The sequence below is a fragment of the Pelagerythrobacter marinus genome, from assembly GCF_034375205.1.
Taxonomy (GTDB): domain Bacteria; phylum Pseudomonadota; class Alphaproteobacteria; order Sphingomonadales; family Sphingomonadaceae; genus Pelagerythrobacter; species Pelagerythrobacter marinus.
Window position 1 is genome coordinate 1,467,648 of sequence record NZ_CP139719.1, and the last position, 21,572, is coordinate 1,489,219.

The following is a 21,572-nucleotide window of genomic DNA, read 5'->3' on the forward strand; positions in this document are numbered from 1 at the left end:
GCGCCGGCCCGGCAACGGGCCGGCGTTTTGCGTTTGGGGCGTCGCTTGCCTAACCCACTCGCGCTATGCGAATCGCATCGCACATGCGGGAGAGAAGAGCTTGAGCGACACCGATCACCAGACCGTCCCCGTCCCTGCCGCCGCGAGCGAGGGCGCGAGCTGTTCGCTGGCGGATTACGAGGCGCTCTATCGCCGCAGCATCGACGATCCCGACGCCTTCTGGGCCGAGCAGGCCGCGCGGCTCGAATGGTTCCGCGAACCCGCGCGGATCGCGAACTGGAGCTACGACCCGGTGGATATCCGCTGGTTCGAGGACGGCACGCTGAACGTCTGCCACAACGCGGTGGACCGCCACGTCGCGGCCGGGCGCGGCGACGCGGTGGCCCTGGTGTTCGAGCCGGACGACCCGGCGGGCGAGGTGCGCCGCCTGACTTACGCCGACCTGCAGCGCGAAACGATCCGCATGGCCAATACGCTGAAGGCCATGGGCGTGAAGAAGGGCGACCGGGTCACGATCTACATGCCGATGATCCCCGAAGGCGCGATCGCGATGCTCGCCTGCGCGCGGATCGGCGCGGTCCACTCGGTGATCTTCGGCGGGTTCTCGCCCGATGCCATCGCCGGCCGGATCGAGGACTGCCGCAGCGACTGGGTCGTCACCGCTGACGAGGGGCTGCGCGGATCGAAGACGATCCCGCTCAAGGCCAATGTCGATGCCGCGCTGGAAAAGGTCGCGGTCAGGGCCGTCCTCGTCGTGCGCCACACCGGGGCGGACGTGGCGATGACCGAGGGGCGCGACCACTGGTATCACGCGCTGTCGCAGGGCGTGGCGGATGAATGCCCGTGCGAGGAAATGAACGCGGAAGACCCGCTGTTCATCCTCTACACATCGGGATCGACCGGCAAGCCCAAGGGCGTGCTCCACACCACCGGCGGCTACGCCGTGTGGACCGAAACGACGTTCCGCTACGTCTTCGACTACCGGCCGGGCGAAGTCTACTGGTGCACGGCCGATATCGGCTGGGTCACCGGGCACAGCTATATCGTCTACGGCCCGCTGCAGAACGGGGCGACCGCGCTGATGTTCGAAGGGGTGCCGAACTGGCCCGACCACGATCGCTTCTGGGCCGTCTGCGCCAAACACCGGGTCAATATCTTCTACACCGCGCCGACCGCGATCCGCGCGCTGATGCGCGAAGGCACCGCGCACGTCGACAAGCACGACCTGTCGAGCCTGCGCCTGCTGGGCACCGTGGGCGAACCGATCAACCCGGAGGCCTGGCGCTGGTACCACGACCACGTGGGCGGCGGCGAGACGCCGGTGGTCGATACCTGGTGGCAGACCGAAACCGGCGGGATCATGATCACCACCCTGCCCGGCGCGCACCCGATGAAGCCGGGCAGCGCGGGCCGCCCCTTCTTCGGCGTGTGCCCCGAACTGGTCGACGGCGACGGCGCGATCATCGACGGCGCGGCCGCGGGCAACCTGTGCATCGCGCGGTCCTGGCCCGGGCAGGCGCGCACCGTCTACGGCGATCACGAGCGCTTCGTGCAGACGTATTTCAGCACTTATCCCGGCAAGTATTTCACCGGGGACGGCTGCCGCCGCGACGAAGACGGCTATTACTGGATCACCGGGCGGGTGGACGACGTGATCAACGTCTCGGGCCACCGCATGGGCACGGCCGAAGTCGAAAGCGCGCTGGTGCTGCACCCGAAAGTGGCGGAAGCCGCGGTGGTCGGCTTCCCGCACGACATCAAGGGCCAGGGCATCTATTGCTACGTCACGCTCAACGCGGGGGAGGAACCGTCGGACGATCTCGCCGCCGAACTGCGCTCGCACGTTCGCAAGGAAATCGGCCCGATCGCCACCCCTGATCACCTGCACTTCGCCCCCGCCCTGCCCAAGACGCGTTCGGGCAAGATCATGCGCCGCATCCTGCGCAAGATCGCGGAGAACGACTACGGCGCGCTCGGCGACACCTCGACCCTGGCCGATCCCTCGCTGGTCGACGGGCTGATCGAGGGGCGGCTCAACCGCTAGCCGCCGGCAGCAGGCAGGCAGCAGCCAGCGGGGCATTGCCCCGGCCCGGCCGGCGCACTAGAGCGCGCGCCATGCAGATCTGGGCAGGACTAGGCAATCCCGGGCCGCAATATGCGCTCCACCGTCACAACGTGGGCTTCATGGCCTGCGACGTCATCGCGGAGATGCACGGCTTCGGCGCGGTGCAGAAGAAGTTCTCCGGCTGGGTGCAGGAAGGGCGCATCGGCGGGGAGAAGATCCTGCTGCTCAAGCCCGCGACCTTCATGAACCAGAGCGGGCGCAGCGTGGGCGAGGCGCTGCGCTTCTACAAGCTCGGGTTAGAGGATCTCACCGTCTTTCACGACGAGCTCGACCTCGCGCCGTTCAAGATCAAGGTCCGCACCGGCGGGGGCCTCGCCGGGCACAACGGGCTGCGTTCGATCAACCAGCACCTGGGCGGGCCCGATTTCCACCGGGTGCGGATCGGCATCGGGCACCCGGGGCACAAGGACCGCGTGACCGGGCACGTCCTCGGCAACTATGCCAAGGGCGAAATGGACGCGCTGACCGACATGCTCGCCGCGATCGGGGCCGAGGCGGAATGGCTGGCGAAAGGCGATCCGGCCCGGTTCATGAGCGACGTCGCCCTGCGCATGAACGGCTAGCGCCGCGCAAGCCTATCGACCGGGCGCCGCCCGCTCGGCTAGGGTCCGCGCGCGTTCAGCCGGGCCTTAGGGACCGATCTTGCACGATCATCAGCCAGGAGCCATCGATGCCGACGATAGACCGCCGTTCCCTGCTCGCCGGGGCCGCCGCCACGACCGCCCTCGCCGCCGGCGCCGCGCGCGCCCAGCCCGACCGGGTCGCGGCACGGCCCGACCTTTCGGGCAAGTCGATCCTGATCACCGGCTGCTCATCGGGCTTCGGCCGCGCCGGGGCGGAACACTACGCCCGGCTCGGCGCGAAAGTCTTCGCCACGATGCGCAACCTGCCCCGGCCCGAGGGGGAAGAACTGGAACGCCTTGCGCGGGACGAGGGGCTCGATATCACCGTGCTCGAACTCGACGTGCTCGACGACGACATGGTGGCGCGCGCCGTCTCGCAGGCCGAAGGCATGGCCGGCGGCGCGCTCGGCGTGCTGGTGAACAATGCCGGGATCGGCATTTCGGGGCCGGTCGAGGTCCAGGACATGGAGGCGACCCGCCTCGCCTTCGACACCAACGTCTTCGGCTATTACCGCCTCGCCCGCGCCGTCCTGCCGGCCATGCGCGCGCGCGGCGGGGGGCAGATCTTCGCCGTTTCCTCGCAGCTCGGGCGCGTCATCGCGCCCTATGCCGGGCACTATTCGGCCAGCAAGTTCGCGGTCGAGGCGATGTTCGAACAGCTCGCCTATGAACTCGTGCCGCACAATATCGACGTCACGATCGTCGAGCCGGGCGGCTACCCGACGAAAGTATGGGTCAACCGGAACGTCTATACCGCCGCGCTGCGCGACCGCGCGGCGCAGGTCCACAAGGACGGCTATCCCGACGTTGTCGCCCGCATGGGGCTGGAGGACGGCTCGGGCCGGACCGCCGACGTCATGGATATCCCGCGCGCGATCGCGCAGATCATCGCCATGCCGCCCGGCACCCGCCCGCTGCGCCGCGCGGTCAGCGGCGGCTCGATCCCGCAGGAGGAGATCAATCGCGTCACCGCCGCCACCCAGCTCGCCTGGCTCGGCGGGTCGCAGCGGGTCGGCCCCCTGGTGCGGGCGGTGCACGGATAGCGCCGAGCTTGTCGCGCGACGGCATTTCTTTATAGCGCCCGCACCGCAAGGCCGCGGCACTTTCGCGGGCGACGGTAGATGGAAGGTATTCGAAGCAAATGGGTTTCCGCTGCGGAATCGTCGGGCTGCCGAATGTGGGCAAGTCCACCCTGTTCAACGCGCTGACCGAGACGCAGGCCGCGCAGGCGGCGAACTATCCGTTCTGCACGATCGAGCCCAACGTGGGCCAGGTCGCCGTGCCCGACGAACGGCTGGACAGGATCGCCGCGATCGCCGGTTCGGCGAAAGTGATCCCGACCCAGCTCGCCTTCGTCGACATCGCCGGCCTCGTGAAAGGCGCCAGCAAGGGCGAAGGCCTGGGCAACCAGTTCCTCGGCAATATCCGCGAGGTCGATGCCGTGGTCCACGTCCTGCGCTGTTTCGAGGACGACGATATCCAGCACGTCGCCAACCGCGTGGACCCGATCGCCGATGCCGAGGTGGTCGAGACCGAGCTGATGCTGGCGGATCTCGAAAGCCTGGAAAAGCGTGTTCCCGCGGCCGCGAAGAAGGCGACCGGCGGTGACAAGGAAGCGAAGATCATGGCCAGCGTGCTGGGCCAGGCGCTCGATCTGCTGCGCGACGGCAAGCCCGCGCGGCTGACCGAGCCGAAGGACGACGAGGAAGCCCGCATCTTCGCCCAAGCCCAGCTCCTCACCGCCAAGCCGGTGCTCTACGTCTGCAATGTCGCCGAGGAAGACGCGGCCGAAGGCAACCCGCTCAGCGCGCGCGTGTTCGAGAAGGCGGCGGCCGAAGGGGCCGAGGCGGTCGTCGTATCCGCGGCGATCGAGGCCGAGCTGGTCGCGATGGACGAGGAAGAACGCGCCGAGTACCTGGCCGAGCTGGGCCTGGCGGAAAGCGGCCTCAGCCGCGTGATCCGCGCCGGCTACAAGCTGCTGGGCCTCAAGACCTTCTTCACCGCCGGCCCGAAGGAATCGCGCGCCTGGACTTTCCCCGACGGTGCCCGGGCGCCCCAGGCCGCGGGCGAGATTCACACCGATTTCGAGCGCGGCTTTATTCGTGCTGAAACAATTGCCTACGAAGACTACGTCGCGCTCGGCGGCGAAGCCGGCGCTCGCGAAGCCGGCAAGCTGCGCCAGGAAGGCAAGGAATACCTGGTGCAGGACGGCGACGTGATGCTGTTCAAGTTCAACGTCTGACCGATCGGAGCGACATCATGACCAGGCTTGCCCGTGCCCTCTCGCTGGCGGCGGCGGCGCTGCTCGCCGCCTGCGTGCCCGCGGCCGACGCCCCTTCGCTGCAATCCGCCGGCGCCCCGGCGGCCGCCACGGCGCAGGAGCGCGCGCCGGTCACGATCCTGGTCTCGATCGACGGGTTCCGTCCCGATTACCTCGACCGCGGCGTGACGCCCACGCTCTCGCGCCTCGCGCAAGGCGGGGTGCGCGCGCCGATGCAGCCCTCGTTCCCGACCAAGACCTTCCCCAACCACTGGACGCTGGTGACCGGCGAGGTGCCCGATGTCCACGGGATCACCGCCAACCGGATCGAACACCCCGAGCGGCCGGAGGAAGTCTTCACGATGGCGACGCTCGATCCCTGGTGGTGGAACGCCTCCCGCCCGGTCTGGGTCGAGGCGGAGGAAGCCGGCATCCGCACCGCGGCGATGTTCTGGCCCGGATCGGCGGTCGCCTGGGGCGGCACGATGCCCGAGGGCGGACGGGGTTCGCCCCAAGGCGGCCGCTACCCGCAGGACTGGCAGCAGTTCAGCATGGAAGTGACCAATACCCAGCGCGTGAACGCCGTGCTCGACTGGCTGCGCCGCCCGGCCCGGATACGCCCGGGCTTCGTCACCCTCTATTTCGACGCGGTGGACACCGCCGGCCACCGCGGCGGGCCCGACAGTGCCGAGCTGAACGCTGCGGTCCGCACGATCGATCGCCATATCGGCGATCTCGTGAGCGGCCTGGCCGAGCTGGGGCAGCCGGCGAACCTGGTCATCGTCTCCGATCACGGGATGGCGGCGACGAGTTCGCAGCGGGTCGTCGCGCTCGACGAAACCGTCGATCCGGCGCTCTACCGGGTGGTCGAAAGCGGCGCCTATGCCACCTTCCACCCGACCGAGGGCAATCGCCGCGCGTTCGAGGCCGCGCTGCTGCGCGATCATCCGCACATGCAATGCTGGCGCAAGGAGGCCATCCCCGCGCGCTTCGCCTATGGCACGAACCCGCGCGTCCCCCCCTACCTCTGCGTCGCGGAAACCGGCTGGACCATCGCCCGCACCCGCAGCGCGCGCGAATGGACCGGGGGCAGCCACGGTTACGACCACGAGGCACCCGAAATGGCGGCGCTGTTCCTTGCCCATGGCCCGGCGTTCGAGCGCGGCGTGCGCCTGCCCACGGTCCGCAACACCGCCGTCGCGCCGCTCGTGCGCGTGCTGCTCGGCCTCGGCGACGGGAGCGGTGCCGAGGCGTTCCGCCCCGCGCTGAAGCGGCAAGGGGCGGCGGCCGACTGACCGCCCGGCGGCGCCTGCCGGAACGGACTGCACCCTTGCGGCGTTTCCCAGCCAGTAAACAGGGGAACAGCAAGACATGGCAACGAAGTCCGAACGGTTCAGCAGCCTGGTTCGCGTCGGCTATTTCAGCCGCGCGATCCTCTATTCCGTCCTCGGGCTGATCGCGCTCACCAGCGCCGGGCGCATTCGGCAGGGCACGAACGGGATATTCCAGGCGATCCAGGAATTCCCGCTCGGCACCGCGATCCTCTGGCTCATGGTGGTCGGCCTCGTCGCCTATGCACTGTTCCGGCTCGCCTCCCCGCTGTTCGATATCGAGAACCAGGGGAGCGACAAGACCGGGTGGGCGCACCGCATCGGCCATGCCGGCAGCGCGATCGGCCACCTCGCGCTCGCCTATTCGGCGTTCAACTTCGCCACCTCGGGCTCCGACAACGGGGGCGGCGCGCAGGCGGCGGCGTCTGGCGTCCTGTCGGTCCAGTTCGGCGGGGCGATCCTCGGCCTGCTCGGCATTGCCTTCATCGTCGCCGCGGTGTTCCAGGCCAAGAAGGGCTGGACGGGCGAATTCATGCACCGCATCGCACCCGGGGCCCCTTCGCAGACCCGCTGGCTCGGCGGGATCGGCTATATCGCCCGCGCGGTCGTGTTCCTCCTGATCGGCTGGTCGCTGGTTCAGGCCGGCTTCCTGTCGAGCGGCAGCGAACAGGTCCTGACGCTGGGCGACGCCGTGGCCAGCCTGGCCGACGACGGCGTGATCTTCACGCTCGTGGCGATCGGCCTGCTGATGTTCGGTCTCTTCAGCCTCGTCCTCGCGCGCTATCGCATCATTCCCGAGCTCGACGCCGAAGGGATGCGTCCGGCCTTCCGCTCCTAGTCGAAGGCGGCGAGGATCGGGCACGGCCCGGCATCGCCCCGCGCACAGTCGCTGGCCAGCCGGGCGAGCGACCGGCGGGCGGCGGCAAGGGCCGCGATCTGCGCGTCGAGCGCCGCGATCCGTTCGCGCGCCATCGCCCGGGCCCGCGGCCGGTCGTCGGTCCGGTCGAGCGCGATCAGCTCGGCAATCTCGGCCAGCGAGAAGCCCGCCGCCTGCGCCTGCCGCACGAAACGCAGGCGGCGCAGGTCCTCCGCGCCGTAGTGCCGCCCGCCGGGCGCGCTTCCCCGCGGCACGGCGAGCAGCCCCTTGCGTTGATAGAACCGCACCGTTTCGACCCCGACCCCGCCGGCGCGGGCGAGATCGGAAATGCGCATCATTTTCATGCTTGACTCCGTACCACGGTACGGAGGCTATGGAGGAATGCATGAGCGACGACAAGACCGCAACGCTGCACCGCATGGTCATGGACAAGCACGTCTGCCCCTATGGCGTGAAGGCCCGGTGGCTCCTGCAACGCCATGGCTACGCGGTGGACGACCGGTGGCTGACCACGCGCGAGGAAACCGACGCCTTCAAGCGGGAACACGGGGTCGATACGACGCCGCAGACCTTCATCGGGGGCGAGCGGATCGGCGGCTATAGCGAGCTGCGCGCTTTCCTGGGCAAGCCCCTGCCCGGCGAAGGCGCGACCAGCTATCGCCCGGTGATCGCCGTGTTCGCCATTGCCGCCGCGCTGGCCATGGCGGCCAGCCACCTGGCGTTCGGCTCCGCCATCACCGTGCGCGCGGCCGAATGGTTCGTGGCCTTCACGATGGCGATCCTCGCCATGCTGAAGCTGCAGGACGTGGAACGCTTCTCGACCATGTTCGTCGGCTACGATCTCCTTGCGCGGCGCTGGGTGCCCTATGCCTATGCCTATCCGTTCCTGGAGGCCGGGGCCGGCGTGCTTATGGCGGCCCATGCGCTGAACTGGCTCTCGATCCCGGTGGCGCTGGTCATCGGCACGATCGGGGCGGCCAGCGTGTTCTACGCCGTCTATGTCCAGAAGCGCGCGATCAAGTGCGCCTGCGTCGGCGGGTCTGGCAACGTGCCGCTCGGTTTCGTCTCGCTCACCGAGAACCTTTTCATGATCGGCATGGCGATCTGGATGATCGCCAGGTACTGAAGGAACACCACCTGGATGCGTATCTCACTTCTCGCGGCGGCTGCCGCGCCCGCCCTGCTCGCCCCCCTTCCCGCGCTGGCCCAGACCGGCCCCGACGCGGCCCCCGGCATGGACGACGAACCGATCGATCATCCGCGCGATCGCGCGACGATGGATCATGGGGCAATGGATCATGGGGCAATGGGTCATGGGGCGATGGACCACGGGGCGATGGACCACGGCCCCGCGCACGGCGGCGAAGGGTCGGGCACCTCGCGCCTTCCCGCGAACGAGACGATGGACCACGGCGCGGCGATCGATCTCGGCGGCGATGCCAGCCTGATGCTCCACGGTTTCGTCTGGCCGGTCTATACCGACCAGGGCGGCCCGCGCGGCGACGACAAGTTCTACGTCCAGTCGATGGCCATGGCGACGCTGGAAAAGCCGTTCGACGGGGGCAAGCTGACCCTGCGCACGATGATGAGCCTCGAACCGGCCATGCGGCACGACGGCTATCCCAACCTCTTCGCCACCGGCGAAGTCGCCTATGGCGAACCGCTGGTCGACCGGCAGCACCCGCACGACCTGTTCATGGAACTGGCAGGCAGGATCGAGGTCGATATCGGCGAGGATACGAGCGCCTTCCTCTACGGCGGCCCGGTGGGCGAGCCGGCGCTGGGGCCGAGCGCGTTCATGCATCGCGCCAGCGCCCGCTACAACCCGGAGGCGCCGATCACCCATCACTGGTTCGATTCGACCCATATCACTTACGGCGTCGTGACGGCCGGCATCGGCGGACCGGCCTGGCAGCTGGAGGGCAGCGCCTTCCGCGGCCGCGAGCCGGACGAGTTCCGCTGGAACATCGAGACGCCGCGGCTCGATTCGTGGAGCGTGCGCGCCAGCTTCGCCCCCGCCCCGGCCTGGCTGCTCCAGGCGAGCTACGGCCAGATCGACGAACCCGAGGCGATGCACGGCGGCGCGGACGAACACCGGACGACCGCCTCGGTCCACTACAACGACGGGCGCGGCCTGTCGGCCATGGCGGCATTTTCCGCCAAGGACCGCCGGCCCGGCGACACGCTGACCGCCTGGCTGGGCGAAGTGAACTGGGATCTTTCCGATCGGCACACGCTGTTCGGCCGGGTCGAGAACGTGAAGAACGACGAGCTTTTTCCCGATCACCACGATCCGCTGCACCACGAGGCGTTCCGGATCACCAAGTTCCAGGCCGGCTATGCCTATCGCCTGCCGCTGGGGCCGGTTAACGTGGCGCTGGGCGGCAGCCTCTCCGCCTTTGCCAAGCCGGCGGAACTGGCCCCCTATTACGGAGACGGTCCGATGGGCTACACGCTGTTCGCGCGATTCAGCCTGGGGGACTAGTGTGAAGTACTTTGAAGATATCGAGATCGGGACCAGGCAGAGCTTCGGCTCGTACGAGGTCACGCGCGAGGAAGTGATCGACTTCGCGCAAAAATACGATCCGCAGCCGTTCCATCTCGACGACGAGGCCGCGGCGAAGACCCATTTCGGGCGCCTCTCGGCCAGCGGCTGGCAGACCTGCGCGATGACGATGCGCATGATGGTGGAGAACATGCACCGCGAAGAGCAGGCCGGGCTGGGATCGCCCGGCATCGACGAGCTGAAGTGGCGCCGCCCGGTCTATCCGGGCGACACCCTGCGGTGCGAGACCGAGGTGATCGCCCGGCGCCGCAGCCGCAAACGGCCCGAGATGGGCCTGTTCCGGTCGCGCATCCAGGTCTTCAACCAGCACGACGACGTGGTGCTGGAAATGATCTCGAACGGGCTGATCCGCGTGCGCGATCCGTCGGCCCCGATCGAGGATGCCCCGACCGGCTGAACCGCTAACGAGGCCTTGCCGCCGGTCGCCTCAGGTGCCGCACTGGGCGATTCCGCTGGCCCCGTAGACGACCTGGCCGCGCCCGTTGCGCAGTTCCAGCCGCGCGGGATAGTCGGTCGTCTCCATGCCGCTGCGCGCGCCTTCCCGCTCGGCCAGGTCCAGCAGCATCGCATACTCGCGCCCGTCGTAACGCGCCCGCGCCATGACGGGCAATTGCGGGCTCCCCGCATCGGGCGCGAGCCGGTGGATGCGCCCGTCGATCTTGACGAAGGCGCCGCGTTCCATGGCCAGGGCCAGAAGGTCCGCCTCCCCTTCCCCGGCCGCGGCCCCTTCCCCGGCCCCCTCCCGCCCTTCTTCGCCTTCGCGCAGGAACGCGCAGCCGGCGCCCGAAAGGCGATGCTGTTCGATATCGGGATAAGTGATCGCCTCCAGTTCGACCGGGTCGGGCGGAACGTCTTGCGCCGCCTCGACCGCGGCGATCGCGCGATCTTCGGCCGCGCGCTTCTCCTCCGCCGTGGGCGCAGGTTCGCCGCAGGCGATCAACGCGAAAGGCAGCATCAAGGGCACAAGCCGTTTCATATCAATGCCTTCCGAACAGTTTCTCGACATCTTCCATCTTCAGCTTGACCCAGGTCGGGCGGCCGTGATTGCACTGGCCCGAACGCGGGGTGCGCTCCATTTCGCGCAGCAGCGCGTTCATTTCCGCGACCGAGAGCACGCGGCCCGCGCGGACCGACCCGTGGCAGGCCATTGTCGCGAGCACGAGGTCGAGCTTCTCCCCCAGAAGCAGGGCCTCGCCGTGGTGGGCGAGATCGTCGGCAATGTCCTGCAGCAAGCGGGCCGGGTCGGACTTGCGCAGCGAATGCGGCACGCTGCGCACCAGCATGGCGCCCGGTCCGAAGCGCTCGATCGCCAGGCCCAGCCCGGCGAGCTTTTCGGCGGCGTCCTCCAGCCTGTCGCAGGCGGTCTCCTCCAGCTCGACCACTTCGGGGATCAGCAGGGCCTGCGCGCGCGCGACCGAGTCCCCGGCCCCCGCCGCGCGCAGCCGTTCGAGCACGAGACGTTCGTGCGCGGCGTGCTGGTCGACGAGAACCAGCCCGTCCGCCGCCTCGGCGACGATATAGGTATTGGCCACCTGGCCGCGCGCGATGCCGAGCGGGTACCGGGCCGCGTCGTCGGGCAGCGGGGCGGCTTGCTCGGCCCGGCCTTGCGGCGATGCCATCACGTCCTGCTCGTGCTCGCGCCAGGCCTGCGATGCCTCGCGCACGCCGGCCGCCGGGGCCGACCAGTCGCGGCCGGAGAAGATCGATTGCAGGGCCGCCGCCGGGGCGGGCTCGGCCACCGGCTCGCTCTGCCAGCGGCCCATGGCGGCCGCGTCTGGGGCCTGTGCGCTGCGCCGGTCGCCGGTCGCCAGCGCCTGGCGCAGGCCGGAAACAATGAAACCGCGCACGCCCGCCGCGTCGCGAAAGCGCACCTCGGTCTTCGCCGGGTGCACGTTGACGTCCACTTCCTGCGCCGGCAGGTCGAGGAACAGCGCCAGCACGGCATGGCGATCGCGCGCCAGCATGTCGGCATAGGCCCCGCGCACCGCGCCGCTCAGCAGGCGATCCTTCACCGGACGCCCGTTGACGAACAGGTACTGGTGATCGGCCACGCCGCGGTTGTAGGTCGGCAACCCGGCGATCCCGGTCAGCTTCATCGCCCCGCGCTCAAGGTCGATCGCGACGCCGTTCGCCTCCAGCTCGCGCGCGACGATCTGCGCCACCCGCCCGGCCAGCGGCTGGTCGGCCTGGAGCGAGAGGATCCGCCGCTCGCCATGCTCGAACGTGAAGGCAATGTCGGGCCGGGCCATGGCCAGGCGCCGCACGACGTCGTGACAGGCGGCATATTCGCTCCGCGCCGTGCGCAGGAACTTGCGCCGGGCCGGCACCCTGGCGAACAGGTTTTCCACCCGCACCCGCGTTCCGGGCGGCAGCGCGGCCGGCCCGTCCTCGCAAGGGTCGCCGTGATCGACCACGCATTTCCAGCCCTCGCCCGCGCCCTGCGGCCGGCTTTCCAGCGTCAGCCGCGCGACGCTGGCGATCGAAGGCAGGGCCTCGCCGCGAAAGCCCAGGCTCGCCACCCGTTCGATCGCGCCTTCTTCGCCCACCAGGCTTTCGGGCAGCTTCGAGGTCGCGTGCCGTTCCAGCGCCAGCGCCATCTCCTGCGGCGACATGCCGCAGCCATCGTCGGTCACCTCGATCCGGCTGAGCCCGCCGTCCACGATCCTGACCGCGATGCGCGACGCGCCGGAATCGATCGCGTTCTCGACCAGCTCCTTCAGCGCAGAGGCGGGCCGTTCGACCACTTCGCCCGCGGCAATGCGGTTTACCAGCGTTTCGGGAAGGCGGCGAATTTCGGGCATTGCCGGGTACCTAGCGGCGAAGCGCCGTGAATTCGAGGCCGGCGGAAGGGTTTACCCAGCTTTTCGCAACAATTCTTTTGGCCTTTTTCCGCAGCTTTGGTTAAGGACCCGCGATCCCTGTCAGATGCGGGTTACGGCAGTCGCGGGTAACTGCGGCGAGGGCCCGAGACACATACGGAAAACGCGCAACGGCAATGAGCTTCCTATCCAACATGTTCAAATTCGGCTCGCAGAACCTCGCGATCGACCTCGGCACCGCCAACACCCTGGTCTATGTCCAGGACCAGGGCATCATTCTCAACGAGCCATCGGTGGTCGCGATCGAGACGATCAACGGGATCAAGCGCGTGAAGGCCGTGGGCGACGATGCCAAGATGATGATGGGCAAGACGCCCGACAGCATCGAGGCGATCCGCCCGCTGCGCGACGGCGTGATCGCCGACATCGAGATCGCCGAGGAGATGATCAAGCACTTCATCCGCAAGGTGCACGGGAAGAAGAGCCTGTTCCGCTATCCCGAGATCACGATCTGCGTCCCCTCCGGCTCGACCTCGGTCGAACGGCGCGCGATCCGCGACGCGGCGAGCAATGCGGGGGCGAGCGCGGTCTACCTGATCCTCGAGCCGATGGCCGCGGCGATCGGGGCCGACATGCCGGTGACCGAGCCGGTCGGGTCGATGGTCGTCGATATCGGCGGCGGCACGACCGAAGTCGCGGTGCTGTCGCTGCGCGGGCTTGCCTATACCACCTCGGTCCGCACCGGGGGCGACAAGATGGACGAGGCGATCGTTTCCTACGTCCGCCGCCACCACAACCTGCTGATCGGCGAATCGACGGCGGAGCGGATCAAGAAGGATTACGGCATCGCCACGGTGCCCGAAGACGGCGTGGGCGAAACGATCACGCTGAAGGGCCGCGACCTGGTGAACGGCGTGCCGAAGGAAATCACGATCAACCAGGCCCACGTGGCCGAGGCGCTGGCCGAACCGATCGGCGCGATCGTCGAAGGCGTGCGGATCGCGCTGGAGAACACCGCGCCCGAACTCGCCGCCGACATCGTGGACCAGGGCATCGTGCTGACCGGCGGCGGCGCGCTGATCCAGGAACTGGACGAGCACTTGCGCGAGGAAACCGGCCTGCCCGTCAGCATTGCCGAAGACCCGCTGTCGTGCGTCGCCATCGGCACCGGCCGGGCGATGGAAGATCCGATCTATCGCGGCGTGTTGATGACCGCCTGAGGGGGAACGTATGGCGCCGCCTTCGTCACGGCGCTCGAGCTATTCGCGCAGGGCGCAATACGGGGTCTTCACCGGCTACGTCATCGCCGGGATCGGCGCGCTCGTCGGTGCCGTCCTCCTCGCCCTCTCGCTCTGGCGGCCGGCAAGCTTCAACGGCCCGCGCGCGGTTGCCGGCGACGCCGTTGCCCCCGCGGCCACGGCGAGCGCGAATGTCCGGGCCGAAAGCCAGGGCCTGTTCGACGCGATCGGCGGGTACCTGCGCGCCGGCAGCCAGAATGCCGAGCTGAAGAAGGAAGTCGAACTCGCCCGCATCCGCCTGGCGGAGGCGGAGGCGCTGGCGCAGGAAAACGCGCGCCTGAAGGCCCTCCTCGGCCTCTACGAGACGGAGGAGAAGCCGGTCGCCGTCGCGCGCCTGATCGGCTCCACGTCCGCGAGCGCGCGACGTTTCGCCTATCTCGGCGCGGGCCGCGCGGACGGCGTGGTGGCCGGAATGCCGGTGCGCAGCCCGCGCGGCGTCGTCGGCCGCGTGCTGGAGGTCGGCCGCGACAGCGCGCGCGTCCTCCTGCTGACCGATAGCCAGAGCGTCCTGCCCGTGCGGCTGGCGCAGGGCAACGTCGTCGCCTTCGCCGAGGGGCGCGGCGACAGCCTGCTGCGTATTCGTCTGGTGAACCTGGGCATCAACCCGCTGAAGCCGGGCGACGTCTTCGTCACCAGCGGGGCCGGCGGTTACTACCGCCCCGGCATCGCGGTGGCGATCGTGGCCGAGAAGACCGAGGACGGCGCGCTGGCGCGGATCATCAGCGACCCGGCGGCAACCGATTACGTCGCGGTCGAGGCGATCTGGCAGGAAGATGCCCTGCGCGCGGCGCAGACGCCCGCGGCGGAGCCGGTGACCGAGTAATGGAGCGGACCGATCCCCGGTCGCGCCGCGATGCATACGGCTCGCGCATCAACCGGACCCATTCCCCCGCGCTCGCCTACGCCGTGCCCTGGGGGACGATCCTTCTCGCCTCGCTCCTGCCGCTGTTCCCGATCGCCTCGGCCGCGCCGGTCGTCCCGCCGATCGGGCTGATGACGCTGGTCGCCTGGCGCCTCGTGCGGCCGGGCCTCATGCCGGTCTGGGCGGGCCTGCCGCTGGGCGCGTTCGACGACCTGTTCAGCGGGCAGCCATTCGGCAGCGCTATCCTGCTGTGGTCGCTGGCCATGATCGCGATCGAGGCGATCGAGATTCGCTTCCCCTGGCGGTCGTTCGTCCAGGACTGGCTGATCGCCGGCGCCATCGTCGCCACCTATATCGTCGCTGCTGCGGTGGTATCGGGGGCCCATCTATACGCCCCGCTGCTGGCCGCGCTGCTGCCGCAGATCTTGCTGTCCCTGCTCCTCTATCCCATTATCGCCCGCATGATTTCCATCCTCGACCGTTTCAGGCTGCTCCGTATCTGGATGATCGGCTGATGCTCGGCAGGAAATCGCGCGCGCGCAAGGCCCTTTCGTCCCAGCTCACTTCCGCCACGCTCGACAATATCTACGATCGTCGCAGCTTCGTCATCGCGGCGGTGGGCGCGGGCATCGGCACGCTGCTGGCGGTGCGGATGGGCTATATCGCGATCGCGGAGAACGAGAAGTACCGGACCGAGGCGGAAAGCAACCGCGTCAACCTGTCGCTGATCCCGCCGCGCCGCGGGTGGATCCTCGATCGCAACGACGCGCCGCTGGCGTCCAACCGGGCCGACTTCCGCGTCGACGTGATCCCCGAGCGGATGACCGACAAGGAACGCGAGATCGAGGTTCTGGGCGAAGTGCTCTCGCTCGACCGCGCGCAGTTGATCGACTTGCGCGAGCGGATCGACCAGACGCGCGGCTTCCGCCCGGTCGAGGTCGGCAGCGGCCTCAGCTACGAACAGTTCGCCGCGCTCAGCGTGCGCCTGCCCGACCTGCCCGGCGTCGTGCCGCAGCGCGGCTTCTCGCGCTTCTACCCCACGGGCCCCTCGGTCGGGCACCTGATCGGTTATGTCGGCCCGGCTTCGGCCGAGGAGTACGAGGCGGATCGCAACCCCCTGCTGATCACGCCCGGCTACAAGATCGGCAAGGACGGGCTGGAAAAGCAGTTCGAGCAGCGCCTGCGCGGCGTCCCCGGCGCGCGCCGGGTCGAAGTGACCGCCTCGGGCCGGATCGTGCGCGACCTCGAAACGCGCGAGGACGTCCAGGGCGAGCCGGTCAAGCTGACGATCGACGGCCCGCTGCAGGACTATGCCGCCCGCCGGATCGGCCTCGAATCGGGCTCGGTCGTGGTCATGGACTGCCGCACCGGCGACCTGCTGTGCATGGCCTCGATGCCCAGTTTCGATCCCAACAGCTTTTCCGACGGGATCGGCAGCGTCGAATATGCGATGCTGCGCGAGGACGAACGCGTCCCCTTGCGCAACAAGGTGCTGAAAGGCCTCTATCCGCCCGGCTCGACGGTGAAGCCGATGGTTTCGATGGCGTTCCTGCGCGAGGGGCTCGACCCGGAAGAAACCGTCTATTGCGGCGGCGGCCTGAGGGTCGGCAACCGCGTGTTCCGCTGCTGGAAACGGGGCGGCCACGGCCACGTGAACATGGCCAAGGGCATCTACCAGAGCTGCGACGTCTATTACTATCACTTCGCACAGCGGATCGGGATGGACCCGATCGCGGCCATGGCCCGGCGCTGCGGCATGGGCCAGGAATTCGACCTGCCGGTGTTGAGCCAGTTCTACGGCACCGTTCCCGACCCGGCGTGGAAACTGCGCAAGCACGGGCGCGAATGGCAGGCCTTCGACACGGTCAACGCCACGATCGGCCAGGGCTACATGCTCTCCAATCCGCTGCAGCTGGCGGTCATGGCATCGCGCATCGCCACCGGCCGCCATGTCCAGCCCCGCCTGCTCTACGGCGGCGCGGAGGCACCGTTCGCCTCGGCCGACTTCCCCGCCGAACACGTCAGGCTCGTGCGCGAGGCGATGAGCGACGTCGTCAACGGCCCCGGAACGGCCGGGCGCGCGCGCCTGCCGCTGCCCGACGTGCTGATGGCGGGCAAGACCGGGACCGCGCAAGTCGTCTCGCTGTCGAAATCGGATGGCCGCTCGGGCCCGTGGAAGTATCGCGACCACGGGCTGTTCATCTTCTTCGCGCCGTTCGACAACCCGCGCTATGCCGGCGCGGTGGTGATCGAACACGGCGGCGGATCGGGCGCGGCCTATCCGATCGCCCGCGACGTGACGACATTCCTGTTCGACCCGACCAAGGGGATGGACGCGCTTCACGCGCTTGAAAAGCAATGGGGCGGCACCGCGCAGGAACGGCTGACCAGGAAGTACGCCGCCTATGCCGAGCAGGCAGGCGCGGACGTGCCGCCGGTGCCGCGCCGTGAAGAGGAAATCTTCGACCGTGTCGACGCCGAGGCCCGGGCCGCCGCGATGGTGCCGGTGAACGAGGCGACCGACGCCGCAATCAACCGTTCGCAGGTGGACGAATGAACTCGGTCGTCCCCGCCCCGATCGCGCGCCAGCCCTGGGGAATGCTGATCCCGCTATTCATGCTGGTCGGCTTCGGCGCGATGGTGCTGTTCTCCGCCGCGGGCGGCAACTGGAAGCCTTTCGCCATTCCGCACCTCGTGCGCTTCGCCGTGTTCCTGGCGATGGCCGGCGTGATGACGCTGTTCAGCCGGGATCTCGTGCGCCTGCTCGCCTACCCCGGCTACGCTCTGGTCCTGGCCATGCTGGTCGCGGTGGAGGCGATGGGCTTCGTCGGCGGCGGCAGCCAGCGCTGGCTCGACCTGGGGGTGATCCAGCTGCAGCCATCCGAACTGATGAAGCCGGCGATCGTCCTGGTCCTGGCGCGCTTCTACAGCGGGCTTCCCCCTTCGATGACGACGTCGTGGCGCGCGCTCGTTCCGGCGGGCGTGCTGATCGCGCTGCCGATGGGGCTCGTCCTGCTCCAGCCCGATCTCGGCACGACGCTGGCCATCGCCTTCGGCGGGGTCGTGGTCATGTTCCTGGCCGGCCTGCCGCTGCGCTGGTTCGCGGCCGGCGCGATCGGGGCCATGATCGTCGCGCCGATCGCCTATTTCTTCGGCCTGCACGATTACCAGCGGCGGCGGGTGACGACCTTCCTCGATCCCGAAAGCGATCCGCTGGGCGCCGGCTATCACATCACCCAGTCGAAGATCGCGATCGGCTCGGGCGGGCTGACCGGCAAGGGCTTCAACGAGGGATCGCAGAGCCATCTCAATTACCTGCCCGAGCCGCACACCGATTTCGTCTTCGCGACGATGGCCGAGGAATGGGGCCTGCTCGGCGGCCTGGCGGTGATCCTGATCTTCGGCCTGATCCTGCGCTGGGGCCTCCAGGTCGCGCACCGCTCGCAGGATCGCTTCGCCAAGCTGCTGGCGGCCGGGATGGTGGCGACGATCTTCTTCTACGTCGCGATCAACCTGATGATGGTCATGGGCCTGGCCCCGGTGGTCGGGATCCCGCTTCCGTTCATGAGCCACGGCGGTTCGTCGATGCTGACGAACATGATCTGCATCGGCTCGCTGATGATGGTCAATCGCTGGAATCGGCAGGCGCCGCAGAGCCGTTTTCGCTAGATCGCGAAATCACCCCTTTTCATGCTCGCGAGGATCGCTATATGCAGCGCCTCCCGAGTCGGGGCCCTGCCCCGCCCGGCCAGCCGAAACGGCATGGGGACGCATAGCTCAGTTGGTAGAGCAGCTGACTCTTAATCAGCGGGTCCTAGGTTCGAGCCCTAGTGCGTCCACCATTTCCCACCATTCGCCCCTTCCCCAGCGCGCCGCTTGTGCTACCGGGCTGGCAGTTCTGATGCGGAGATTTGCATGGCGCGTTTCCTGGTGGTCGAGGCCCGGTTCTACGAACATCTCAACGACCTGTTGCTCGACGGCGCGCGCAGCGCGCTGGAGGCGGCGGGGCACGAAGTCGAGGTCGTGACCGTTCCGGGCGCGCTGGAGGTGCCCGGCGCGATCGCGCTTGCCGCCGAGAGCGGGCGGTTCGACGGCTTCGTCGCGCTCGGCATCGTCATTCGCGGCGAGACCTATCACTTCGAGATCGTCGCGGGCGAGAGCGCGCGCGGGATCATGGCCCTTTCGATGGACGGCATTGCGATCGGCAACGGCATCCTGACGGTCGAGAACGAGGAACAGGCGCTCGTCCGCGCGAAGAAGGCGGAAAAGGACAAGGGCGGCGAGGCTGCCCGCGCCGCCATGGCCATGCTGGCCCTGCAGGACAAGTTCGCTTGATCGCGGCGTCCCGGCGCGGCCGCCCGGCACAGGTGCCCGCGTGAACGGACCGCTCGAATGGATTGCCGCCATCGGCACGATGATCGCTGCCGGGCTGATCGCCGCCGACCTGGGGCGCAAGGCCACCGGCTGGGGCTTCGTGCTGTTCTGCGCTGTGGCGATCACCTGGATCGTGTCCGGCCTGACGAGCGGGGCCATGCCGATCGCCGCGATGAACGCGATCCTGCTGGCCATCAACGCCTGGGGCGTGTGGCAATACCTGCTGAGCCCGCGCAACCGGCGCAAGCTGGAAAAGATGGAAGAGCTGGAGGAAGAAGCCGAACGCGAAGTGGACGGCTAGGCCGCCCCTCTCGCGCTCCCCTCCCCCAGCCTTGGCCGCAGCGGCGTCAGTCGGCGAGCCGGCCGAAGCAGGCGTTGCCGGCATAGCGGGCGCTGTCGCCCAGTTCTTCCTCGATCCGGATCAGCTGGTTGTACTTCGCCAGGCGATCCGACCGGGCGAGCGAGCCGGTCTTGATCTGGCCGCAGTTGGTCGCGACCGCGAGGTCGGCAATGGTCGAATCCTCGGTCTCGCCCGAGCGGTGGCTCATCACCGAGGTGTAGCCGGCACGGGTGGCGATATCGACCGCCTCCAGCGTCTCCGTCAGCGTGCCGATCTGGTTGACCTTGACCAGCAGCGAGTTCGCCAGCCCCTTGTCGATCCCCATCCGCAGCCGCTCGGGGTTGGTCACGAACAGGTCGTCGCCGACCAGCTGCACTTTCCCGCCGATGCGATCGGTCAGCGCCTTCCAGCCTTCGAAGTCGTCTTCGCTCATCCCGTCCTCGATCGAGCGGATCGGGTAATCGGCGCACAGGCTCGCCAGGTACTCGGCCATTTCCTCGGGATTGAGCGAGATCTCTTCCCCGGCAAGATCGTAGCGGCCTTCGGAGAAGAACTCGGTCGAGGCGCAATCGAGCGCCAGCGCGACGTCGGCCCCCGGCCGGAAGCCGGCTTCCTCGATCGAGCGCATGATGAAATCGAGCGCCGCGCGCGTGCTGGCGAGATCGGGCGCAAAGCCGCCTTCGTCGCCGACCGCGGTCGAAAGCCCTTTCTGCGCCAGCCCCTTCTTGAGCGTGTGGAACACTTCCGCGCCCCAGCGCACGCCGTCGGCCAGCGTTTCGGCGCCGACCGGCATGATCATGAATTCCTGGATGTCGATCGGGTTGTCGGCATGCTCACCGCCGTTGATGATGTTCATCATCGGCACTGGCAGGACATGGGCCGAAACCCCGCCCAGGTAGCTGTAGAGCGGCAGGCCGCGGGCATTGGCGGCCGCCTTGGCCACGGCCAGGCTGACGCCGAGGATCGCGTTCGCGCCCAGGCGCCCCTTGTTCCCGCTGCCGTCGAGCGCGATCATCGCCAGGTCGATGTCGCGCTGGTCTTCCGCGTCGAGGCCCAGAAGAGTGTCGGCGATCTCTCCGTTCACGGCATCGACGGCCTTCGTCACGCCCTTGCCCAGATAGCGCCCCTTGTCCCCGTCGCGCAGTTCCACCGCCTCGTGCGCGCCGGTAGACGCGCCCGAAGGCACGGCGGCGCGGCCGAAGCTGCCATCTTCCAGCAGGACGTCCACCTCCACTGTCGGATTGCCCCGGCTGTCGAGGATTTCGCGGCCGTGAAGATCGATGATCGCAGTCATGAAGCGCTCCGGGTCGAGAGGTGTTGTAATGGACTATGACACCCCCATATCGGGTGTCTGGCGCCCCTCTATGCGCCGGAACAATGCGGCGCAAGTTGCGTTGGCAACCTGAACAGCTAAAGCGCCGATGACGGCTGCGCGCTGCAAATCAAGTTGAGGGCTTAAGGGAACACGACATGGCTGACGCGACACCTTCCACCACCAAGAAGAAAACGACCGCCAGGAAGCCGGCGGCTCGCAGCACGGCGAAGGCGAAGACGGGTGCCGCCAGCACCCCCGCGCCCGAGAGCCGGACCCCCGATCAACCGACGACGGACCACCGGACCGAAGCCAAGTCGCGTTTCAACTCCGCGCTGGAGGAAGCCAAGGCCGGCGCCGCCGCGCTGAAGGCCGAGGCGGCCGATCGCGCCTCCGCCTATCGCGACCAGGCGCGCGACCGCTCCGACGACTGGGTCGCCGAGGCGAAGGCCTATGGCGAACAGGCGAAGGGCAAGAGCAAGGAACTCGCGACCGAGGGCAAGACCAAGGCGAGCGAGGCGCTGTCCTCGCTCAGCCGCATGGTTTCCGAGAACGCCACCGCGATCGACGAGAAGTTCGGTTCGCAATACGGCGATTACGCGCGCAAGGCCTCGCGCAGCCTCGAGGATGCTTCGGTCAAGCTCGACCAGAAGAGCGTCGACGAACTGAGCGACGAGGCGCGCGAAATGGTCCGCCGGAGCCCCGGCCTCGCGGTCGGGCTGGCGGCGGTCGCGGGTTTCATGCTGGCGCGGATGTTCCGCGGCAGCCGCGACTGATCCGCGCGC

21 protein-coding genes and 1 tRNA gene are annotated in these 21,572 nt (G+C 68.6%); 18 read left to right on the forward strand and 4 right to left on the reverse strand.

What is annotated here, in order from left to right; all coding sequences use genetic code 11:
• The first annotated feature begins 100 nt into the window (after window positions 1-100).
• The 6 genes from acs to T8T98_RS07115 all read left to right on the forward strand — a co-directional run bounded on the left by acs (window position 101) and on the right by T8T98_RS07115 (window position 7,177).
• The gene (acs, locus tag T8T98_RS07090; protein ID WP_251105615.1) at window positions 101-2,044 is read left to right on the forward strand and encodes an acetate--CoA ligase; all 1,944 of its coding nucleotides are present in this window, start codon (window positions 101-103) and stop codon (window positions 2,042-2,044) included.
• A 71-nt stretch (window positions 2,045-2,115) separates the two neighbouring features.
• A complete protein-coding gene (gene pth / locus T8T98_RS07095; RefSeq protein WP_251105614.1) occupies window positions 2,116-2,688 on the forward strand; it encodes an aminoacyl-tRNA hydrolase in 573 nt (190 codons plus the stop codon).
• A gap of 107 nt (window positions 2,689-2,795) precedes the next feature.
• The gene (locus tag T8T98_RS07100) at window positions 2,796-3,791 is read left to right on the forward strand and encodes an SDR family oxidoreductase (protein ID WP_251105613.1); all 996 of its coding nucleotides are present in this window, start codon (window positions 2,796-2,798) and stop codon (window positions 3,789-3,791) included.
• A gap of 98 nt (window positions 3,792-3,889) precedes the next feature.
• Complete coding sequence (gene ychF / locus T8T98_RS07105) at window positions 3,890-4,990, forward strand: redox-regulated ATPase YchF (protein ID WP_251105612.1); 1,101 nt, start codon at window positions 3,890-3,892, stop codon at window positions 4,988-4,990.
• A 17-nt stretch (window positions 4,991-5,007) separates the two neighbouring features.
• Window positions 5,008-6,303, forward strand: a complete 1,296-nt coding sequence (locus T8T98_RS07110) for an alkaline phosphatase family protein (RefSeq protein ID WP_251105611.1) — start codon at window positions 5,008-5,010, stop codon at window positions 6,301-6,303.
• A 76-nt stretch (window positions 6,304-6,379) separates the two neighbouring features.
• Entirely contained in the window at window positions 6,380-7,177 is a 798-nt protein-coding gene (locus T8T98_RS07115; RefSeq protein WP_251105610.1) for a DUF1206 domain-containing protein, read from the forward strand.
• On the opposite strand, the gene T8T98_RS07120 is transcribed toward T8T98_RS07115, so the two are convergent.
• Window positions 7,174-7,551: a MerR family transcriptional regulator gene (locus tag T8T98_RS07120; protein WP_456107230.1), complete on the reverse strand. Its 378-nt coding sequence runs from the start codon at window positions 7,549-7,551 to the stop codon at window positions 7,174-7,176. The two genes, T8T98_RS07115 and T8T98_RS07120, sit on opposite strands and share 4 nt — an antisense overlap.
• A gap of 50 nt (window positions 7,552-7,601) precedes the next feature.
• Here T8T98_RS07120 and T8T98_RS07125 point away from each other — a divergent pair, with 50 nt between their 5' ends.
• From T8T98_RS07125 to T8T98_RS07135, 3 genes are read left to right on the forward strand one after another with little or no spacing between them, the layout of a single operon-like run.
• On the forward strand, window positions 7,602-8,342 hold the full coding sequence (locus tag T8T98_RS07125) for a glutaredoxin family protein (RefSeq protein WP_160732932.1): 741 nt from the start codon (window positions 7,602-7,604) through the stop codon (window positions 8,340-8,342).
• A 15-nt stretch (window positions 8,343-8,357) separates the two neighbouring features.
• Window positions 8,358-9,701 (forward strand): hypothetical protein, encoded by a 1,344-nt coding sequence (locus T8T98_RS07130; RefSeq protein WP_251105608.1) that lies wholly within the window; start codon window positions 8,358-8,360, stop codon window positions 9,699-9,701.
• A 1-nt stretch (window position 9,702) separates the two neighbouring features.
• A complete protein-coding gene (locus T8T98_RS07135) occupies window positions 9,703-10,179 on the forward strand; it encodes a MaoC family dehydratase (RefSeq protein WP_251105607.1) in 477 nt (158 codons plus the stop codon).
• A gap of 30 nt (window positions 10,180-10,209) precedes the next feature.
• On the opposite strand, the gene T8T98_RS07140 is transcribed toward T8T98_RS07135, so the two are convergent.
• Together T8T98_RS07140 and mutL are read right to left on the reverse strand one after the other, a co-directional pair.
• Window positions 10,210-10,758, reverse strand: a complete 549-nt coding sequence (locus tag T8T98_RS07140; protein WP_251105606.1) for a hypothetical protein — start codon at window positions 10,756-10,758, stop codon at window positions 10,210-10,212.
• A gap of 1 nt (window position 10,759) precedes the next feature.
• Complete coding sequence (mutL, locus tag T8T98_RS07145; RefSeq protein ID WP_251105605.1) at window positions 10,760-12,583, reverse strand: DNA mismatch repair endonuclease MutL; 1,824 nt, start codon at window positions 12,581-12,583, stop codon at window positions 10,760-10,762.
• A gap of 194 nt (window positions 12,584-12,777) precedes the next feature.
• On the opposite strand from mutL, the gene T8T98_RS07150 reads away from it, so the two are divergent.
• From T8T98_RS07150 to T8T98_RS07185, 8 genes are all read left to right on the forward strand, one after another.
• Window positions 12,778-13,821: a rod shape-determining protein gene (locus tag T8T98_RS07150; protein ID WP_160732936.1), complete on the forward strand. Its 1,044-nt coding sequence runs from the start codon at window positions 12,778-12,780 to the stop codon at window positions 13,819-13,821.
• A 10-nt stretch (window positions 13,822-13,831) separates the two neighbouring features.
• Window positions 13,832-14,722 (forward strand): rod shape-determining protein MreC, encoded by an 891-nt coding sequence (gene mreC / locus T8T98_RS07155; RefSeq protein WP_251105604.1) that lies wholly within the window; start codon window positions 13,832-13,834, stop codon window positions 14,720-14,722.
• Window positions 14,722-15,276 (forward strand): rod shape-determining protein MreD, encoded by a 555-nt coding sequence (locus T8T98_RS07160; RefSeq protein ID WP_160732938.1) that lies wholly within the window; start codon window positions 14,722-14,724, stop codon window positions 15,274-15,276. Before mreC ends, T8T98_RS07160 begins: the two co-directional genes overlap by 1 nt.
• Complete coding sequence (gene mrdA / locus T8T98_RS07165; protein WP_251105603.1) at window positions 15,276-17,318, forward strand: penicillin-binding protein 2; 2,043 nt, start codon at window positions 15,276-15,278, stop codon at window positions 17,316-17,318. The genes T8T98_RS07160 and mrdA overlap by 1 nt, the downstream gene beginning before the upstream one ends.
• Entirely contained in the window at window positions 17,315-18,430 is a 1,116-nt protein-coding gene (rodA, locus tag T8T98_RS07170; protein ID WP_160732940.1) for a rod shape-determining protein RodA, read from the forward strand. The genes mrdA and rodA overlap by 4 nt, the downstream gene beginning before the upstream one ends.
• Before the next feature lie 97 nt (window positions 18,431-18,527).
• Window positions 18,528-18,603, forward strand: a tRNA-Lys gene (locus tag T8T98_RS07175).
• Window positions 18,604-18,676: 73 nt separating this feature from the next.
• The gene (gene ribH, locus T8T98_RS07180; protein WP_160732941.1) at window positions 18,677-19,096 is read left to right on the forward strand and encodes a 6,7-dimethyl-8-ribityllumazine synthase; all 420 of its coding nucleotides are present in this window, start codon (window positions 18,677-18,679) and stop codon (window positions 19,094-19,096) included.
• 40 nt (window positions 19,097-19,136) lie between these two features.
• On the forward strand, window positions 19,137-19,436 hold the full coding sequence (locus tag T8T98_RS07185; RefSeq protein WP_160732942.1) for a hypothetical protein: 300 nt from the start codon (window positions 19,137-19,139) through the stop codon (window positions 19,434-19,436).
• A 46-nt stretch (window positions 19,437-19,482) separates the two neighbouring features.
• Here the strand turns inward: T8T98_RS07185 and eno are convergent, their stop codons facing one another.
• Window positions 19,483-20,769 (reverse strand): phosphopyruvate hydratase, encoded by a 1,287-nt coding sequence (gene eno / locus T8T98_RS07190; RefSeq protein WP_160732943.1) that lies wholly within the window; start codon window positions 20,767-20,769, stop codon window positions 19,483-19,485.
• Window positions 20,770-20,945: 176 nt separating this feature from the next.
• Between eno and T8T98_RS07195 the strand changes: the two genes are divergently transcribed.
• Window positions 20,946-21,563, forward strand: coding sequence for a hypothetical protein (locus T8T98_RS07195; RefSeq protein ID WP_251105602.1), 618 nt, complete (start codon window positions 20,946-20,948; stop codon window positions 21,561-21,563).
• Window positions 21,564-21,572: the final 9 nt, after the last annotated feature.

Excerpts from the sequence above, each read along its gene's own strand:
- pth (WP_251105614.1), top strand. The coding sequence starts at position 2,116 with ATGCAGATCTGGGCAGGACTAGGCAATCCCGGGCCGCAATATGCGCTC.
- T8T98_RS07100 (WP_251105613.1), top strand. The coding sequence starts at position 2,796 with ATGCCGACGATAGACCGCCGTTCCCTGCTCGCCGGGGCCGCCGCCACG.
- ychF (WP_251105612.1), top strand. The coding sequence starts at position 3,890 with ATGGGTTTCCGCTGCGGAATCGTCGGGCTGCCGAATGTGGGCAAGTCC.
- T8T98_RS07110 (WP_251105611.1), top strand. The coding sequence starts at position 5,008 with ATGACCAGGCTTGCCCGTGCCCTCTCGCTGGCGGCGGCGGCGCTGCTC.
- T8T98_RS07115 (WP_251105610.1), top strand. The coding sequence starts at position 6,380 with ATGGCAACGAAGTCCGAACGGTTCAGCAGCCTGGTTCGCGTCGGCTAT.
- T8T98_RS07120 (WP_456107230.1), bottom strand. The coding sequence starts at position 7,551 with ATGCGCATTTCCGATCTCGCCCGCGCCGGCGGGGTCGGGGTCGAAACG.
- T8T98_RS07125 (WP_160732932.1), top strand. The coding sequence starts at position 7,602 with ATGAGCGACGACAAGACCGCAACGCTGCACCGCATGGTCATGGACAAG.
- T8T98_RS07130 (WP_251105608.1), top strand. The coding sequence starts at position 8,358 with ATGCGTATCTCACTTCTCGCGGCGGCTGCCGCGCCCGCCCTGCTCGCC.
- T8T98_RS07140 (WP_251105606.1), bottom strand. The coding sequence starts at position 10,758 with ATGAAACGGCTTGTGCCCTTGATGCTGCCTTTCGCGTTGATCGCCTGC.
- mutL (WP_251105605.1), bottom strand. The coding sequence starts at position 12,583 with ATGCCCGAAATTCGCCGCCTTCCCGAAACGCTGGTAAACCGCATTGCC.
- T8T98_RS07150 (WP_160732936.1), top strand. The coding sequence starts at position 12,778 with ATGAGCTTCCTATCCAACATGTTCAAATTCGGCTCGCAGAACCTCGCG.
- mreC (WP_251105604.1), top strand. The coding sequence starts at position 13,832 with ATGGCGCCGCCTTCGTCACGGCGCTCGAGCTATTCGCGCAGGGCGCAA.
- T8T98_RS07160 (WP_160732938.1), top strand. The coding sequence starts at position 14,722 with ATGGAGCGGACCGATCCCCGGTCGCGCCGCGATGCATACGGCTCGCGC.
- mrdA (WP_251105603.1), top strand. The coding sequence starts at position 15,276 with ATGCTCGGCAGGAAATCGCGCGCGCGCAAGGCCCTTTCGTCCCAGCTC.
- rodA (WP_160732940.1), top strand. The coding sequence starts at position 17,315 with ATGAACTCGGTCGTCCCCGCCCCGATCGCGCGCCAGCCCTGGGGAATG.
- ribH (WP_160732941.1), top strand. The coding sequence starts at position 18,677 with ATGGCGCGTTTCCTGGTGGTCGAGGCCCGGTTCTACGAACATCTCAAC.
- eno (WP_160732943.1), bottom strand. The coding sequence starts at position 20,769 with ATGACTGCGATCATCGATCTTCACGGCCGCGAAATCCTCGACAGCCGG.
- T8T98_RS07195 (WP_251105602.1), top strand. The coding sequence starts at position 20,946 with ATGGCTGACGCGACACCTTCCACCACCAAGAAGAAAACGACCGCCAGG.